Origin of the sequence: Pseudomonas sp. TWR1-1-4, assembly GCF_049897165.1 — a bacterium.
Lineage (GTDB): Bacteria > Pseudomonadota > Gammaproteobacteria > Pseudomonadales > Pseudomonadaceae > Aquipseudomonas > Aquipseudomonas canadensis.
Window position 1 is genome coordinate 14,140 of the sequence record NZ_JAFCVS010000010.1, and the last position, 14,588, is coordinate 28,727.

The 14,588-nt window shown below is 58.9% G+C and carries 13 protein-coding genes; 5 read left to right on the top strand and 8 right to left on the bottom strand.

All coding sequences use genetic code 11. From position 1 onward, the window contains the following. Nucleotides 1-97 precede the first annotated feature (97 nt). Nucleotides 98-1,111 (top strand): sensor domain-containing diguanylate cyclase, encoded by a 1,014-nt coding sequence (locus tag ACP7C6_RS28325; RefSeq protein ID WP_426109535.1) that lies wholly within the window; start codon nt 98-100, stop codon nt 1,109-1,111. 12 nt (nt 1,112-1,123) lie between these two features. Here the strand turns inward: ACP7C6_RS28325 and ACP7C6_RS28330 are convergent, their stop codons facing one another. Continuing rightward, nucleotides 1,124-2,152, bottom strand: a complete 1,029-nt coding sequence (locus ACP7C6_RS28330) for an amino acid ABC transporter substrate-binding protein (protein ID WP_122683419.1) — start codon at nt 2,150-2,152, stop codon at nt 1,124-1,126. A 144-nt stretch (nt 2,153-2,296) separates the two neighbouring features. On the opposite strand from ACP7C6_RS28330, the gene ACP7C6_RS28335 reads away from it, so the two are divergent. Continuing rightward, entirely contained in the window at nt 2,297-3,196 is a 900-nt protein-coding gene (locus ACP7C6_RS28335) for a LysR substrate-binding domain-containing protein (RefSeq protein WP_032864356.1), read from the top strand. Nucleotides 3,197-3,278: 82 nt separating this feature from the next. Next, a complete protein-coding gene (locus tag ACP7C6_RS28340) occupies nt 3,279-4,529 on the top strand; it encodes a 2-aminoadipate transaminase (RefSeq protein ID WP_426109536.1) in 1,251 nt (416 codons plus the stop codon). On the opposite strand, the gene ACP7C6_RS28345 is transcribed toward ACP7C6_RS28340, so the two are convergent. Beyond that, nucleotides 4,526-6,550 carry a c-type cytochrome gene (locus ACP7C6_RS28345; RefSeq protein WP_426109537.1) on the bottom strand — a complete coding sequence of 675 codons (2,025 nt, stop codon included), beginning with the start codon at nt 6,548-6,550 and terminating at the stop codon, nt 4,526-4,528. The two genes, ACP7C6_RS28340 and ACP7C6_RS28345, sit on opposite strands and share 4 nt — an antisense overlap. A 199-nt stretch (nt 6,551-6,749) precedes the next feature. On the opposite strand from ACP7C6_RS28345, the gene ACP7C6_RS28350 reads away from it, so the two are divergent. Both ACP7C6_RS28350 and ACP7C6_RS28355 read left to right on the top strand, forming a co-directional pair. Then, the gene (locus tag ACP7C6_RS28350) at nt 6,750-7,253 is read left to right on the top strand and encodes a DUF6622 family protein (RefSeq protein WP_308907989.1); all 504 of its coding nucleotides are present in this window, start codon (nt 6,750-6,752) and stop codon (nt 7,251-7,253) included. Nucleotides 7,254-7,323: 70 nt separating this feature from the next. Further along, on the top strand, nt 7,324-8,043 hold the full coding sequence (locus tag ACP7C6_RS28355) for a hypothetical protein (protein WP_308907990.1): 720 nt from the start codon (nt 7,324-7,326) through the stop codon (nt 8,041-8,043). A 132-nt stretch (nt 8,044-8,175) separates the two neighbouring features. Here the strand turns inward: ACP7C6_RS28355 and ACP7C6_RS28360 are convergent, their stop codons facing one another. The 6 genes from ACP7C6_RS28360 to cyoA form a co-directional block, all read right to left on the bottom strand. Continuing rightward, nucleotides 8,176-9,270, bottom strand: coding sequence for a pyridoxal phosphate-dependent aminotransferase (locus ACP7C6_RS28360; protein WP_426109538.1), 1,095 nt, complete (start codon nt 9,268-9,270; stop codon nt 8,176-8,178). Nucleotides 9,271-9,415: 145 nt separating this feature from the next. After that, nucleotides 9,416-10,303 carry a heme o synthase gene (gene cyoE, locus ACP7C6_RS28365; RefSeq protein WP_003194050.1) on the bottom strand — a complete coding sequence of 296 codons (888 nt, stop codon included), beginning with the start codon at nt 10,301-10,303 and terminating at the stop codon, nt 9,416-9,418. 11 nt (nt 10,304-10,314) lie between these two features. Further along, the gene (gene cyoD, locus ACP7C6_RS28370; protein WP_010206434.1) at nt 10,315-10,656 is read right to left on the bottom strand and encodes a cytochrome o ubiquinol oxidase subunit IV; all 342 of its coding nucleotides are present in this window, start codon (nt 10,654-10,656) and stop codon (nt 10,315-10,317) included. After that, nucleotides 10,656-11,282, bottom strand: coding sequence for a cytochrome o ubiquinol oxidase subunit III (locus ACP7C6_RS28375; RefSeq protein WP_010206435.1), 627 nt, complete (start codon nt 11,280-11,282; stop codon nt 10,656-10,658). Before ACP7C6_RS28375 ends, cyoD begins: the two co-directional genes overlap by 1 nt. Before the next feature lie 3 nt (nt 11,283-11,285). Next, on the bottom strand, nt 11,286-13,304 hold the full coding sequence (cyoB, locus tag ACP7C6_RS28380; RefSeq protein ID WP_028617881.1) for a cytochrome o ubiquinol oxidase subunit I: 2,019 nt from the start codon (nt 13,302-13,304) through the stop codon (nt 11,286-11,288). A gap of 3 nt (nt 13,305-13,307) precedes the next feature. Next, the gene (gene cyoA, locus ACP7C6_RS28385) at nt 13,308-14,249 is read right to left on the bottom strand and encodes a ubiquinol oxidase subunit II (RefSeq protein WP_028617882.1); all 942 of its coding nucleotides are present in this window, start codon (nt 14,247-14,249) and stop codon (nt 13,308-13,310) included. Nucleotides 14,250-14,588: the final 339 nt, after the last annotated feature.

Here is a 14,588-nt window from a genome sequence, read left to right on the forward strand (position 1 = left end):
AAGCCTCCAGACCTCGTTGTACAGTAGCCTCAGCCACGGAGTATCGGCGACAACAATGGCGGGCTTCAGATGCTTGCCTACGCAAGGAAACGCGCAGATGAACGAGACCTCCGACAACAATCCGTTAAAGCAGGATTTCTCTCAATTCAACGCCGACATGCTGCACACCGTCCTGGAGCTGGTCAGCGATGGAATCTGGGATTGGAACGCCAATACCGGGTTCGTCTACCGCAACCCCGGCTGGTACGAAATGCTTGGCTATCATCGCCACGCACTGGAGAACAGCGTATTCACCTGGGAGAACGTGATCCACCCGGATGACTACCCCCAGGTGATGAAACGGTTCGACGACTACATCCACCGTCGCGCCCCTCACTACCAGGCCGAGTACCGTTGCCGCAAAAAAGATGACAGCTACCTGTGGATCGAAGACCGCGGCTACGTGATTGCGCGCAATGAGGATGGCTCGGTGGCGCGCATGGTGGGCGCCCACCGCGATATTCATCTAAGGAAATGCTCCGTCGAACAGTTGGAACGGCGCAATCAATCCCTTGAAGCGCTGGTGGCCGAACGCACCCGCGAGCTGTCACGGGTCAATCAACAGTTGCAACTGCAGTTGGATGAAAACCGCGCCCTGGCCGAAAGGGATGCCCTGACTCTGGTCGCCAATCGCTACCGCCTGGAAAAAGTGTTGCTGGAAGAGTGCGACCGCGCCCAGCGCTTTCGCCTGCCGCTGGCGCTGATCGCCATGGACATCGATGATTTCAAGTCGATCAATGATCGATACGGTCACGGTGTGGGCGATCAAACGCTGGTGCAGGTGGTTGAATGCCTGCAAAGCTGTATTCGCCCAGGTGACCTGCTGGCTCGATGGGGTGGCGATGAGTTTGTGCTGATCCTGCCCAAAACCTCGGTGGAAATCGCAAAAACAATGGCGGCGAGTGTGCGTCTGAAGTTGAAGAACAGCCCGCACCGGGATGACTTCAAGGTCACCCTGAGCCTGGGCGTGGCCGAGCGTCAAACGGATGAGCCCCCCGCCACCTTGATAGCGCGCGCCGATCAGGCGTTGTATCGCGCCAAAGCGGCGGGGAAGGATGGGGTGTCCGAATAACACCCCAGCGTCTCAGCGAACCGGCGGTGCGTACTGGATGCCACCGTTGTTCCACAGCGCGTTGAGCCCGCGCTTGATCTTCAACACGCTGCCCTGGCCAATATTGCGTTCAAACACTTCGCCGTAGTTACCCACTTGCTTGACGATCTGCACTACCCAATCCTTGCGCAGCTTCAAATCCTTACCGTATTCGCCGTCCGTCCCCAGCAACCGCGCGACATCCGGATTCTTGGTGGTTTTGGCCTGATCCTCGACGTTCTGCGAGGTGATGCCCATTTCCTCGGCGTTGAGCATCGCGAACAGGGTCCATTTGACGATGCTGAACCACTCGTCATCACCCTTGCGCACCAATGGACCCAGTGGTTCCTTGGAGATCACTTCCGGCAACACCACGAACTCGTCCGGGTGAGCCATCTTGATGCGCTGGGCGTACAGGCCCGACTGATCGGTGGTCAGCACGTCGCAACGCCCGGCTTCCAGGCCCTTGGCGCTTTCGTCGGCGGTGTCGAAGGTAATCGGCGTGTACTTCATGCCATGGGTGCGGAAGTAGTCCGAGACATTCAACTCGGTGGTGGTGCCAGCCTGGATGCACACCGTGGCGCCGTCCAGTTGCTTGGCAGCGGTGACGCCCAGTTTGTTGTTCACCAGAAAGCCAATGCCGTCGTAGTAGGTGACGCCGGTGAACACCAGGCCCATGCCCGAATCACGGGAACTGGTCCAGGTGGTGTTGCGTGAGATCAGGTCGATTTCACCGGATTGCAGCGCAGTGAAGCGCTCCTTGGCGGTCAACTGGGTGAACTTCACTTTTGATGCATCGCCAAAAACAGCCGCCGCCACCGCGTGGCACACGTCCACATCGATACCGGTCATCTTGCCCTTGCTGTCCGGTACGCCAAAACCCGGCAGTCCGTCACTGACGCCGCACTGGATAAAACCTTTTTTCTGGATGGCGTCCAAGGTCGTGCCCGCCTGGGCGGTGCTCGCCAAACCGAAAACGGCGGTGGCGCCGATGGCGGCCAAGGTGGTTTTGAATGGGTTCATGCAAGGCGCTCCCTGTCATTCCTTATTATTCGGCGCCCCACAGCCCGCGCCGGTTTATAGTGCTGCGGGGCAGTATCAACGGCTTTGCGCTACTGCCACAAACGACCTTTAGGCAAAGGCTCCTTCCGATTTGGAATGAACTGCATGATTTCAAAACGCTTGACCCCATCGATGACCGCCTTGCAATGCTTCGAAGCCGCCGCCCGCCATTTGAGTTTCACTCGCGCCGCCGAAGAGCTGCACCTGACCCAGAGTGCGGTGAGCAAGCAGGTGGCGCAGCTGGAAGAGATGCTTTGCCACAATCTGTTCGAACGGGTGCGTCAGCGCCTGTACCTGTCGCCGGCGGGCTCGCTGTACCTTGCCGAGGTGCACAAGATCCTCACTCAGGTGGACATCTCCAGCCGCTACATCCTCACCTACGGCGGCGAGACTGAAGTGCTGCGCATCGCCACCCAGCCCACCTTCGGTGACCGCTGGCTGGTGCCCAAGCTCAAGGATTTCGCGGCGAAACATCCGAATATCCATCTGGACGTGCGCAACGAGCTGGAGCCTTTCGACGTATTGCAGGCCAAGGCCGATATCGCGTTTTTCTTCGGCCAAGGCTCATGGCCAGGCGCAACCTGCATCGAGCTGTTCCGTGAGGCGGTAGTGCCGGTGTGTGCGCCAGGATTCGTCGCCGAAGGCAGCGATGCGTCGTCGCGCCACACCTTGCTGCAATGCACCTCGCGTCCGGAAGCCTGGCACGAATGGTTCCTGGAACAGGGCCTGCACTCGCAAAACAGCTACCACGGCCCGCGTTTCGACACGTTCTACATGTGCATCCGCGCGGCACAATCGGGCTATGGCGTAGCGCTGGTGCCGCAGTATCTGGTGGCGGATGAACTGGCGCAGGGTAGCCTGATGATTCCGTGGAACTACGCGATGCCCAGCAGTGGCGCGCACTTCATCGCCCATGCCGAACATGCCGGTGAGATTCCCAAGGTGAAAGCCTTCCTCAACTGGATGGTGGAGTACATCGGCACACATCCCGACTTTCAGTCATGACCCGGCGACTTTATTTCGTTTGCGGCAAGTGCGGGTGCCCGGCTTAGATAAAAACAAGCCCGTCACTGCCGAGTCCCGATTCATGAGCCGCGATACCATCAGCCAATCGATTTCCATTGTTCACCCCATCAGCCTCAGCCACGGTAAAAACGCTGAGGTCTGGGACACCTCGGGTAAACGCTACATCGATTTTGTCGGCGGCATTGGTGTGCTCAACCTCGGTCACTGCCATCCCGGCGTGGTCGAGGCAATTCGCGACCAGGCGACCCAACTGACGCACTACGCGTTCAATGCCGCCCCTCACGCGCCCTACATCGAGCTGATGGATCGTCTTACCGCATTTATGCCGGTGGACTACCCGGTCAGCGGCATGCTCACCAACAGCGGCGCGGAGGCGGCGGAAAACGCGCTGAAGATCGTACGCGGCGCTACCGGCCGCACCGCAGTGATAGCGTTTGACGGCGCCTTCCACGGCCGTACCCTGGCCACGCTCAACCTCAATGGCAAAGTCGCGCCCTACAAACAAAAGGTCGGGGTACTACCAGGCCCGGTGTATCACCTGCCCTACTCCAGTGCCGATAACGGCGTGACCTGCGCCGAGGCGCTGAAGGCCATGGACCGCTTGTTCAGCGTGGAAATCGATGTCAACGACGTGGCCTGTTTCATCATCGAGCCGGTACAGGGCGAAGGGGGGTTCCTGGCGCTGGACATCGAATTCGCCCAGGCGCTGCGGCGCTTTTGCGACGAGAACAACATTTTGCTGATTGTCGATGAAATCCAATCGGGCTTTGGCCGTACCGGCGAGCGTTTTGCGTTCTCGCGCCTGGGGATCGAGCCGGACTTGATCCTGCTGGGTAAAAGCATCGCCGGCGGTGTGCCGTTGGGCGCCGTCGTAGGGCGCAAGGCGTTGATGGACAATCTGCCCAAAGGTGGCCTGGGCGGCACCTATTCCGGCAACCCCATTGCGTGCGCGGCAGCGTTGGCGACCCTCGATGCCATGACCGATGAACACCTGAAAACCTGGGGCTTACAGCAGGAAGAAGCCATCGTCAGCCGCTATCAGACCTGGTGTGCGCAAGGCCTGACACCCTACCTCGGCCGTCTGACCGGCGTGGGCGCCATGCGCGGCATCGAACTGGCCAACGCCGACGGCACACCCGCGTCGAAACAGCTGACCCAGTTGCTCGGCCTGGCGCGGGACGCCGGTTTGTTGCTGATGCCCAGCGGCAAGTCGCGGCATATCATCCGCCTGCTGGCACCGCTGACCATCGAGCCTGCGGTGCTGGAGGAAGGCCTGGATATTCTCGAGGCCTGCCTCAAACAGTTGGACTAGTAACGCGCATCGACAGGTTTACCGCCGTTCGGCCAGTCCTTGATCTTGTCCGGGAAGTCCGGGCGCGGTTGACCAGAGAAATATGCCGCCACATCCACGGCTTCCTGGTCCGATAAACCGCCCTGCCCCAGCGGGAATTTCTCGTGGAAGCCAATCGGCATGTTGCGTTTGACGAACGCCGCTGCCGTGTAGGTGCGAGCCATGCCGGCACCGATGTTGAACGATTGGTCGCCCCACAGCGGCGGGTAGATCAGCTCTCCATCGGCACGTGCCAGGCCCTGGCCGTTGTCGCCATGGCACACCGCGCATTGCTTGGCGTAGACCTGTTTGCCATTGGCCAGGTCCGGCTTGATCGCCGGGTCGACCTTGCCCACGCCGCGCCCGGCTACTTTGTCTTCGGGGCGGGTGTTGTTTTTCATCCAATCGAAATAGGCGACCATCGCTTGCATGTCTGCCGATTGTGGCGGCAGTGGTTTGCCATTCATCGAGCGGCGGAAGCAGCCGTTAATTCGTTCTTCCAGGGTCACCACCTTGCCTGCGCGCGGCGCATAGCTGGGGAAAAACGCCGAGACGCCTACAAACGGAGACCCATCCGCTACCGTGCCAGCGTTGAGATGGCAACTGGTGCAATTGAGTGAATTGCCGACATTGCTGGGCAGCAGCTCTTTGGTTTGCAGATGCAGGCGCATGCCGCGAATCACCTGGTCGGCGTTGGGCGCCGCAAGCAACTCGGCCAGGCGCGGGGTTTCGAAGGCCGATGAATCGGTGGTGGCCGGGTTGAGTTGGTCACGCAATTTCTTCACCTGGCCGGCGCTGATCGGCGTGCCTTCGTTACCCCAACGGGTACGTACGAAACTGAGGATCTCGGCGATTTCCTGATCGTTCAAGCGGGCGAAACCCGGCATGGTGTAGATCCGTGGGTGCGTTGCCGTTTGTGCGGTCTCCCAGCCGGTGAGGGTGATGTGCAGCAGTGACGTCGGGTTGCTGGACGCAATGCTCGGATTGCCGGCCAAAGGTGGGAACAGACCTTTCACGCCCGCACCATCGCTGCGATGACAGTCGCTGCAGAACTGCATGTAACCCAATCCGCCGCGACTGGTGAACACATCTGCAGGTGGCACGGCTGGGGCCTGGGCCACGGACGGCATGGGCAAGTCGTCTTTACCGAGGGGTAGGGATTTCAAGTAACTGGCGATAGCCGTCAGGTCGTAGTCGCTGAAGTGCTGGGTGCTGTGGTGAATCACATCGGCCATGTTGCCGGCGACCGTGGCAAAGCGGTTTTGCCCGGTCTTGAGCAGTTGCACGGTGTCTTCCACCGTCCACAGATTGCGCAGGCTCAGGGCGCGCCAATGCTCGACGGTTTCGCCGGCCAGGTAGTACTGGCCACTGGAGCCCTCGTCGCTCATGGCTTTTTCCTGGAACGCAATGCCCCGTGGCGTGTGACAGGAGCCGCAGTGGCCCAGGCCCTGGACCAGGTAGGCGCCACGGTTGAGTTGTTCATCGCGTGCCGGATCCGGCTTGAAGGGTTGTTTGTCGAGGAAGACAAAATTCCACAACGCCAGACCCCAGCGCTGGTTGAACGGGAAGCCCATGTCCGCCTCAAGATTGGCCTGCTGCACCGGCTCGACGCCTTGCATCAAATAAGTGAACAGGGCACGCATGTCGGTTTCGCTCATCTTGGCGTAGGACGGGTACGGCATCGCCGGGTACAGGTTCATGCCCGTCGGCGTCACGCCTTCGCGCATGACGCGGTCGAACGCTTCGAAGGTGTAGGCGCCAATCCCTGTCTCTCGGTCCGGCGTAATATTGCTCGAATAGATCGTGCCCATCGGCGTGCTCAGCTCCAGGCCGCCGGCCATCTCCTTACCTTGCTTGGCGGTGTGGCAGGCGATGCAGTCGCCCAGTTGCGCGACGTATTTGCCCTGCTCGATCAGCGAAGCGTCGGGAACGTTGGCGTGTAGGGGAAGAGACAGGCAAAGCGTCGCCCCCAGCAAGGCCAGGCGAGAAAGGGAAAGCGCCATCGCATTAGTCCTTTAACAACCTGGCGTGGGGCGGTCCCCTCGGCGCAGGTCAGTGGTCGTTTTTATGGGTTCATCAGGCCTCTGTGTTGTAACGGTTTTGTAGGCGGGGAGTGTTGATGTGGGTCAGGGGCAGATCGCTGGACAAAGGCGTCAATACTCAACGACTATCCACCACCTCCCCTCTGCACGGACGCACACCATGCTCGACATCCTCCAAGGCACGCCCATTTGGGTCTACGCCATTTACCTGTGGATTTGCTACTACGGCATCAAGGCCTGCCTGGGTGGACGCGAAAATCGCCGCTCGCTGGTAATCCTGCCGGTGGTGCTGGTGGTGTGGTCGTTGATGTCGCTGGCGCCTTCAATCTTGTCGAGCGGCGCCTGGGTTGCCGGCGCGGTGCTAGGCAGCCTGGTGGGGATGGTGCTGTTCAACGTTGAGGGGGCGCGGCTGGATGCCAATGGCGAGACCCTGGTATTGCCGGGCACCTGGAAAACCCTGCTGATCTCGCAACTGTTCTTTGCGGTGAAGTACTACTTCGGTTACCAGCAAGCCGTGCATCCGCTGCTGCTGAGCACGCCGTCGATGTTGATGGCAGTGGGCGGCATATCGGGGTTTACCGTAGGTCTGTTTTGCGGACGAGCCGTACGGCTGCAGCGGGCGCTGACGGCGTTGCGTCGGGATAAGGGCATTGTGCTGCCTTGACCTGACCTCCCTCCCCCCTGAAAATGCCCGACGCTTTTTTGTCCTCGTTTACTGAAGTAGTGAAATTTCAATGTCCGATTCTTACACCGAAAAATCCGCCCCCGAAGAATCCGTAGTCGCCTTGCACGCCAAAGCCGAATACGAAAACGCCATCAATCTTTCACAGCATCTGCCAGCAGCCAAGATCATCAGTGAGATGGTGCTGGACGCGTTCCACACGTCCAAGGAAAGCGACCAGATCCGCGAGCTGCGCGTGGCCATCCGCCAGGCCCACGATGCTTTCGATGACGACAAGGCCTACGACCTGATGGGCCAGCTCAAGCAACTCAAGGACGCCGAAGCCGCCGATAACGCAGCCCTGGAAGACCTGAGCAGCAAGTTTTCGATCAGCCGCATCCTGTCCAGCTTCAAGGACGACCCCGAATTCCAGGAGTTGGTCTACGGCCTGGCGTTGAAAGTGCTGAACCAGAGCCACCAGGCCATCAGCAACCCAAGCGCCGGCAAGAGCAAGGCCTCACGGCCCAAGAAAGAAGCTGAAGTGTTTGTGATCAGCAAGGATGGCATCAGCGTCACCCTGCCGCTGCGCACGCCGCGCTCCAAGCTGAATGTCGACCGTGAGGCGTTCGAGTTTTTGGGGTTCAGCTTTGTGGGTGAAGGGGATGAGGCGGAGCTTGCGGTTGAGAGCTTTGTGGATAACGCCGGCGCCGAGCAGCCGCTGAGCCGCAAGAGCGTGATCACTGCGCTGCAGCAGCAGACCGCATTTGATGGGTACAGCATCGCGCAGCAGTAACCCAAGGCAAGCGACACCGCAGAATCAAATGTGGGAGCTGGCTTGCCTGCGATAGCATCACCTCGGTCTCATTGATATACCGAGGCGTCTGCATCGCAGGCAAGCCAGCTCCCACATTTGTTTTGCATCGGTTTAACCCGCGCGTTCGACTTGTGCCGCAAACACCTCACGAAACCGTGCCATCTCCCGCTTGTTCCCCACCGTCACCCGAACCCACTGCGGCCAGTTTTTAAACACACGGCCGATCAGCACGCCTTGGGCTGCCAGTTTCTCGATCACCTGCTCCGCCGGTTGCTTCACGTCGATCATGAAACAGTTGGCCTGGGAGGCCGTGCAGGTGAAACCACGCCCCTGCAGCCAGGCCACAGTCTCATCGCGCAGTTGTTTATTGAGCGCCTTGCGTTGCGGCAGCAGTTTGACGTCCTCAAGGCTGGCAAGGCCGCCGAGCAGAGTGGTACCGGCCGGCACGTTGTCGCCGCCAAATACGGCGAGGCGTTCCAGCAACGCCGGATGCCCGACCGCCAAGCCCAGGCGGGCACCGGCCATGCCGTAGATTTTCGAGAAAGTGCGCAGCACCAGCAGGTCGTCGTGGTCCTTGACCCAACTGACCACGCTGGGTACGTCGGCGAAGTCGATGTAAGCCTCGTCTACCACCAGCACACTGCCTTTGGGTTTATTCGCCAACGCGTGGCGGATGGCGTCGACGGGCGTAACGGTGCCAGTGGGGTTATTGGGGTTGCACAGGTAGAGCATGCCGGCCTGTGGATCGGCGGCGAGCATGGCCGGGATGTCGTGGGCGTGGTCGGCGTTCAGGCTGACTTCCTTCACCGCAGCTTTGTTCGCCTGCGCCGCCTGGTGCGGCACTTCGTAGGACGGCGTAGCCATCACCAGGCCGCGAGTTTCGCTGGTGAATGCCAGCACCGCATAACGTAAGGCCGCCATTGAGCCTGCAAACACTGCCACCTGTTCTTCGGCAATGCCTTGCTGCTGAGCAAATAGCCCGGCTAAAGCATACATGTGGTTGTAGGGGTAACGCCCGGACGTCGCGATACCACGCTGCATCGCTTCACGGGCGGCCTGTGAGGGTCCGTAGGGGCTTTCGTTGTAGTTGAGTCGCACCTCGTCAGACTTTGCCGGCGGCGGCGCCGCGACCGCCCAATCCAGGCGCCCCAATAAAGGCAGGGCGGCGCCCAGGGCGAGAAGGGATCGACGACTAACGCTGAACATGGGGCAACTCCTTGTTGGCGGGTGGTGGATTCGCAGAGCACGTACAGAGGGGTATGACGAGATAAACATCCGCAGATTTAAACCGACGCCCAAGAAAAAGCCCCGCGCTTCTCTCGAAGGCGGGGCTCTTTCAGTGCAGGACCACTCAGTGAGCGTAGGTCAGCAACAGCTCTTTCGGCACTTGGAAATCCAGGGACATCATCACGCTGAGCGCGGTGATGGTGAAGATCGAGAACACGAACAGCTTGCGTGCCCAGACGGTGTCATCCACCGCCTTGTAGCCGGTCCAGGCCATGTACAACCAGTACATGCCCATGGCGGCGGCGACGGCAAGGTAGCTCATGCCGGCGTAGCCACTGAAGGTCAACATCAAGGTCGCCACGAGGAAGGCCAGGATGTACAGCAGGATGTGTTTCTTGGCGACCTGGATGCCACGCTTGACCGGCAGAACCGGAATCGAAGCAGCCAGGTAGTCATTGAAGCGGAAAATCGCGATGGCGTACGAGTGCGGCATCTGCCACAGGCTGAACATCACCAGTAGCGTCAGCGCGGCCATGTCGAAGCTATTGGTCACAGCCACATAACCAATCACCGGCGGCATCGCTCCCGACAGACTGCCCACCAGCGTGCCGTGAACCGACTTGCGCTTGAGGTACAGGCTGTAGAGGCCGACGTAGATGACAAAGCCGATCACGGCAAACAGCGCCGCCAGCGGGTTGGCCACCTTGTACAACAACGCCACGCCGGCAACACCGAGGACGGTCGCGTAGATCAGTGCCAGCTTCAGGGAGATGAGGCCCTGGACCAGCACACGATTCTTGGTGCGTTCCATCTTGATATCGATGTCACGGTCGATGCAGTTGTTGAACACACAACCGGAAGCTACCACCAGGGAAGTGCCGATCATTGCAGCCAGGAAGATGGCCAGATCGACATGTCCCTTGGAGGCCAGGAAGAAACCGCCCGCCACAGAAAGCACGTTACCGAAAATGATCCCCGGTTTGGTGATTTGGATAAAGTGCTTAAGCGACATCGGGTCTTACCTCACTTCGCCATCATGAACGTATGGATGCTGAACATGATCCATATCGACAGGCCAACCAGCAGCAGGATTACCAACCCTGCGAACACGAACGCAATCACGTTATCGCGTTGCTCTTTGGAGCGGTCCAGGTGCAGGAAGTACACCAGGTGAACCAGAACCTGAATCACCGCGAATGCCAGCACGATCATCAAGGTGATCGACTTAGGCAGGGTCGGGTACATCACCAGACCGAACGGGATGAGCGTCAGGATTACCGACAGGATGAAGCCGATGGCGTACGACTTAACGCTGCCGTGGCTTGCATCATGGCTGTCATGGTCATGGGAGTGTGCATTAGCCATTACAGAGTCCCCATCAGGTAAACAACGGTGAAGACGCAGATCCAGACCACGTCCAGGAAGTGCCAGAACAGGCTCAGGCAGCTCAGGCGAGTCTTGTTGGTGTTGGTCAGGCCGTGTTTATTGACCTGATACATCATCACCGCCATCCACAGCAGGCCAGCCGTTACGTGCAGACCGTGGGTACCTACCAGCGTGAAGAACGCCGACAGGAAGCCGGAACGGTGCGGGCCGTAGCCTTCGGAGATCAGCAGGTGGAACTCATTGATCTCCATGCCGATGAAGCCCAGGCCGAACAGGAAGGTCAGTGCCAACCAGCTCAGTACGCCTTTCTTGTTGCCCTTGTAGAAGGCCAACATGGCGAAGCCGTAGGTGATCGAACTGAACAACAGCAAGGCGGTTTCGCCGAGCACGTAAGGCAGTTCGAAGATGTCGTGGCCCGACGGGCCACCCGCTACGTTATTTACCAGTACCGCGTACACCGCGAAGATCGACGCAAACAAGATGCAGTCGGTCATCAGGTAGAGCCAGAAACCGAAAACGGTCATCGGCCCCGAGTCGTGGTGATGGTCATCGTGCCCATGGTCATCGACATGGGCGTGTCCAGCATTGGTCACTAAGTTCGACATGGTTTAAGCCTGTTCCAACGAGGTTTCTACACGGTTGGCCGGGATTTTCTTCTCGGCGACCAGGCGAGCGTGTTGCTCGGCTTCGATGCGTTCGATCGTCTCGACCGGCACCATGTAGCCTTGATCATCACGTGCAGCGTGGACAATGAAGTAGCCGATGGTGCCCACGAGGCTCGCGATTGCCAGCCACCAGATGTGCCAGATCATCGCGAAACCGAACACGGTCAACAGCGCGCCCATCACCACGCCAGTGGCGGTGTTGTTTGGCATGTGGATCGGTTCGTAGTGCTTAGGACGCTGGTACGCAGTACCGTCTTCCTTGGCTTCGGTGAACGCATCAATGGTGTTCGCAGTAGGGATCACGGCGAAGTTGTAGAACGGCGGTGGCGACGAAGTCGACCATTCCAGGGTGTGGCCATTCCATGGGTCACCGGATTCGCAAGCGTTCTGCTTACGGTCACGGACACTCACGTACAACTGGATCAACTGGCAGGCGATACCCACAGCGATCATCACCGCACCGAACATGGCGACGTACAGGTACGGCACCCACTCAGGGTTGGTGGTAGCGTTCAGACGACGGGTCATGCCCATGAAGCCCAGTGCATAGAGCGGCATGAACGCGACGAAGAAGCCCGAGATCCAGAACCAGAATGCAGCCTTGCCCCAGCCTTCGTGCAGCTTGAAGCCGAACGCTTTCGGGAAGTAGAAGCTGAAACCAGCGATGTAACCGAAGACAGCACCACCGATGATCACGTTGTGGAAGTGAGCGATCACGAACAGGCTGTTGTGCAGCACGAAGTCAGCACCCGGGATGGCCAGCAGTACGCCGGTCATGCCGCCAATGGCGAAGGTCACCATGAAGCCCAGGGTCCACAGGACCTGGCTGGTCATGCGCAGACGACCGTGGTAGATGGTGAACAGCCAGTTGAATAGCTTCACCCCCGTCGGGATGGAAATCAGCATCGTCGCCAGGCCGAAGAAGGCGTTGACGCTGGCACCCGAACCCATGGTGAAGAAGTGGTGCAGCCACACCATGAAGCCCAGTACCGAGATTGCGCCCGATGCATAAACCATCGAGTGGTGACCGAACAGGCGCTTGCCGGTAAAGGTCGAGATCACTTCGGAGAAGATACCGAACGCTGGCAGGATCAGGATGTACACCTCAGGGTGACCCCATGCCCAGAACAGGTTCACGTACATCATTGGATTGCCACCAAGCTCGTTGGTGAAAATGTGGAAATCCAGGTAACGGTCAAGCGACAGCAGCGCCATGGTAGCGGCCAGGATCGGGAACGAAGCCACGATCAGCACGTTTGCCCAGGTGCAGGTCCAGGTGAAGATCGGCATGTCCATCAGTTTCATGCCAGGGGCGCGCATTTTCAGGACGGTGGCCAGGAAGTTGACCCCCGTCAGTGTCGTCCCGAGTCCTGATAACTGTAGGGCCCAGATGTAGTAGTCCACACCCACGCCAGGGCTGTATTGCAGGCCCGACAACGGCGGATACGCAACCCAACCGGTCTTGGCGAATTCGCCGACGCCCAGGGACACGTTGATCAGCACCACGCCGGAAACCAGCAGCCAGAAGCTCAGGGAGTTCAGGAACGGGTAGGCAACGTCACGCGCGCCAATCTGCAGCGGCAAGGCAAGGTTCATCAGGCCGGTGAAGAATGGCATCGCCATGAAGATGATCATGATCACACCGTGAGCGGTGAAGATCTGGTCATAGTGTTCAGGTGGCAGGTAGCCAGGCGAACCCTCGGTGGCCATGGCCAACTGGGTACGCATCATGATGGCGTCGGCAAAACCACGCAGCAGCATGACCATGGCAACGATGACGTACATGACGCCGATTTTCTTGTGGTCGACCGACGTCAACCACTCGGTCCACAGGTAGGTCCACTTCTTGAAGTACGTAATACCTGCAAACAGTGCCAGACCACCCAGCGCGATCATGGCGATGGTCACCATTACGATCGGCTCGTGGAACGGGACCGCATCCCAACTTAATTTACCAAACATCGTTTACTCCTCTGCCCCAGCAGTTGAATGCGAGCCCGTGTCAGAACCTTCAACCGCGGCCACTTCTTTCTTCTCGTGCTTGACCGGCTTGCCTGGCTTCATACCTTCGTACTTGTCGACGATTTTCTGAAACAGGTCCGGCTCATACGCGGAGTACAGAGCGACTGGGTTGTTCTGGCTTGGTTTGGTCAGGGCATCGTATTCAGCTTGATCAAGCTGTTTAGGTGCGGCCTTGACTTCGGCTACCCAGGCGTTGAAACCTTCCTGGCTCGTCGAGATCGCTTTGAATTTCATGCCGGTGAAGCCAGCGCCGCTGTAGTTTGCGGAGATGCCTTCCATTTCAGCTTTTTCGTTGGCGATCAGGTGCAGGCGAGTCTGCATGCCTGCCATCGCGTAGATCTGACCGCCCAGGGCTGGGATGAAGAACGAGTTCATCACGGCGTCGGAGGTGATCCGGAAGTTAAGCGGAGTGTTCTCTGGGAACTGGATTTCGTTGACGGTGGCGATACCCAGGTCCGGGTAGATGAACAGCCACTTCCAGTCCAGCGCGACCACTTCGATGTTGATCGGCTTGACGTCGGATTCCAGCGGACGGTACGGGTCCAGCTCATGGGTCGACTTATAGGTGATGTAACCCAGGGCGATGATGATGAGGATCGGCACCAGCCACACTGCGATTTCAATCTTGGTGGAGTGCGACCACTTCGGCGCGTAGGTCGCGCTGGTGTTCGACGCTCGGTATTTCCAGGCGAAGGCGAAGGTCATGATGATCACAGGCACCACAACCAACAACATCAGCAGGGTGGCGGTGATGATCAGGTTTCGTTGATCCAGACCGATCTGTCCTTTTGGGTCCATCAAGGTCCACTTGCAGCCTCCCAGCATTAACATCATGCCAAGCAGCGGCAAAAAGCCTAGTAATCGGGGGTACCTGTTTTTACTCATCTCACGACCTCTAAAGCAGCTTGCGCAATGCAGTTGGGTTTTGATCGCCAACACTTCACCCTGCCAAGGGTTGGCATTTCTCTTCGATTGAATAAGAGCCTGCCCATCGCGCCATTAGGTGGCGTTTCACGGACCTGCGGTGAGTTCTTATTCGATTTCGTGGTTAAAGGCCTTGTTACAGACCAATTCCATTTGGTGCGGATAGTTGAAAGGCTGTCGGAACCTTGGGGTCGCACAGAGCCGTCCATCTGCCCCTCGACCGCTCCAGTGCTCAAATATTGAACAGCACCGGACATTCAGTGCGGGCGATTGTAGTTAGCTAGCGATGTATAAACCATG

What these genes read in the sequence shown, in the direction of transcription:
- ACP7C6_RS28350 (WP_308907989.1), top strand. Translation starts at nt 6,750, where the DNA reads ATGCTCGACATCCTCCAAGGCACGCCCATTTGGGTCTACGCCATTTAC.
- ACP7C6_RS28335 (WP_032864356.1), top strand. Translation starts at nt 2,297, where the DNA reads ATGATTTCAAAACGCTTGACCCCATCGATGACCGCCTTGCAATGCTTC.
- ACP7C6_RS28330 (WP_122683419.1), bottom strand. Translation starts at nt 2,152, where the DNA reads ATGAACCCATTCAAAACCACCTTGGCCGCCATCGGCGCCACCGCCGTT.
- ACP7C6_RS28355 (WP_308907990.1), top strand. Translation starts at nt 7,324, where the DNA reads ATGTCCGATTCTTACACCGAAAAATCCGCCCCCGAAGAATCCGTAGTC.
- ACP7C6_RS28345 (WP_426109537.1), bottom strand. Translation starts at nt 6,550, where the DNA reads ATGGCGCTTTCCCTTTCTCGCCTGGCCTTGCTGGGGGCGACGCTTTGC.
- ACP7C6_RS28325 (WP_426109535.1), top strand. Translation starts at nt 98, where the DNA reads ATGAACGAGACCTCCGACAACAATCCGTTAAAGCAGGATTTCTCTCAA.
- ACP7C6_RS28340 (WP_426109536.1), top strand. Translation starts at nt 3,279, where the DNA reads ATGAGCCGCGATACCATCAGCCAATCGATTTCCATTGTTCACCCCATC.
- cyoB (WP_028617881.1), bottom strand. Translation starts at nt 13,304, where the DNA reads ATGTTTGGTAAATTAAGTTGGGATGCGGTCCCGTTCCACGAGCCGATC.
- cyoE (WP_003194050.1), bottom strand. Translation starts at nt 10,303, where the DNA reads ATGTCGCTTAAGCACTTTATCCAAATCACCAAACCGGGGATCATTTTC.
- cyoD (WP_010206434.1), bottom strand. Translation starts at nt 10,656, where the DNA reads ATGGCTAATGCACACTCCCATGACCATGACAGCCATGATGCAAGCCAC.
- cyoA (WP_028617882.1), bottom strand. Translation starts at nt 14,249, where the DNA reads ATGAGTAAAAACAGGTACCCCCGATTACTAGGCTTTTTGCCGCTGCTT.
- ACP7C6_RS28375 (WP_010206435.1), bottom strand. Translation starts at nt 11,282, where the DNA reads ATGTCGAACTTAGTGACCAATGCTGGACACGCCCATGTCGATGACCAT.
- ACP7C6_RS28360 (WP_426109538.1), bottom strand. Translation starts at nt 9,270, where the DNA reads ATGTTCAGCGTTAGTCGTCGATCCCTTCTCGCCCTGGGCGCCGCCCTG.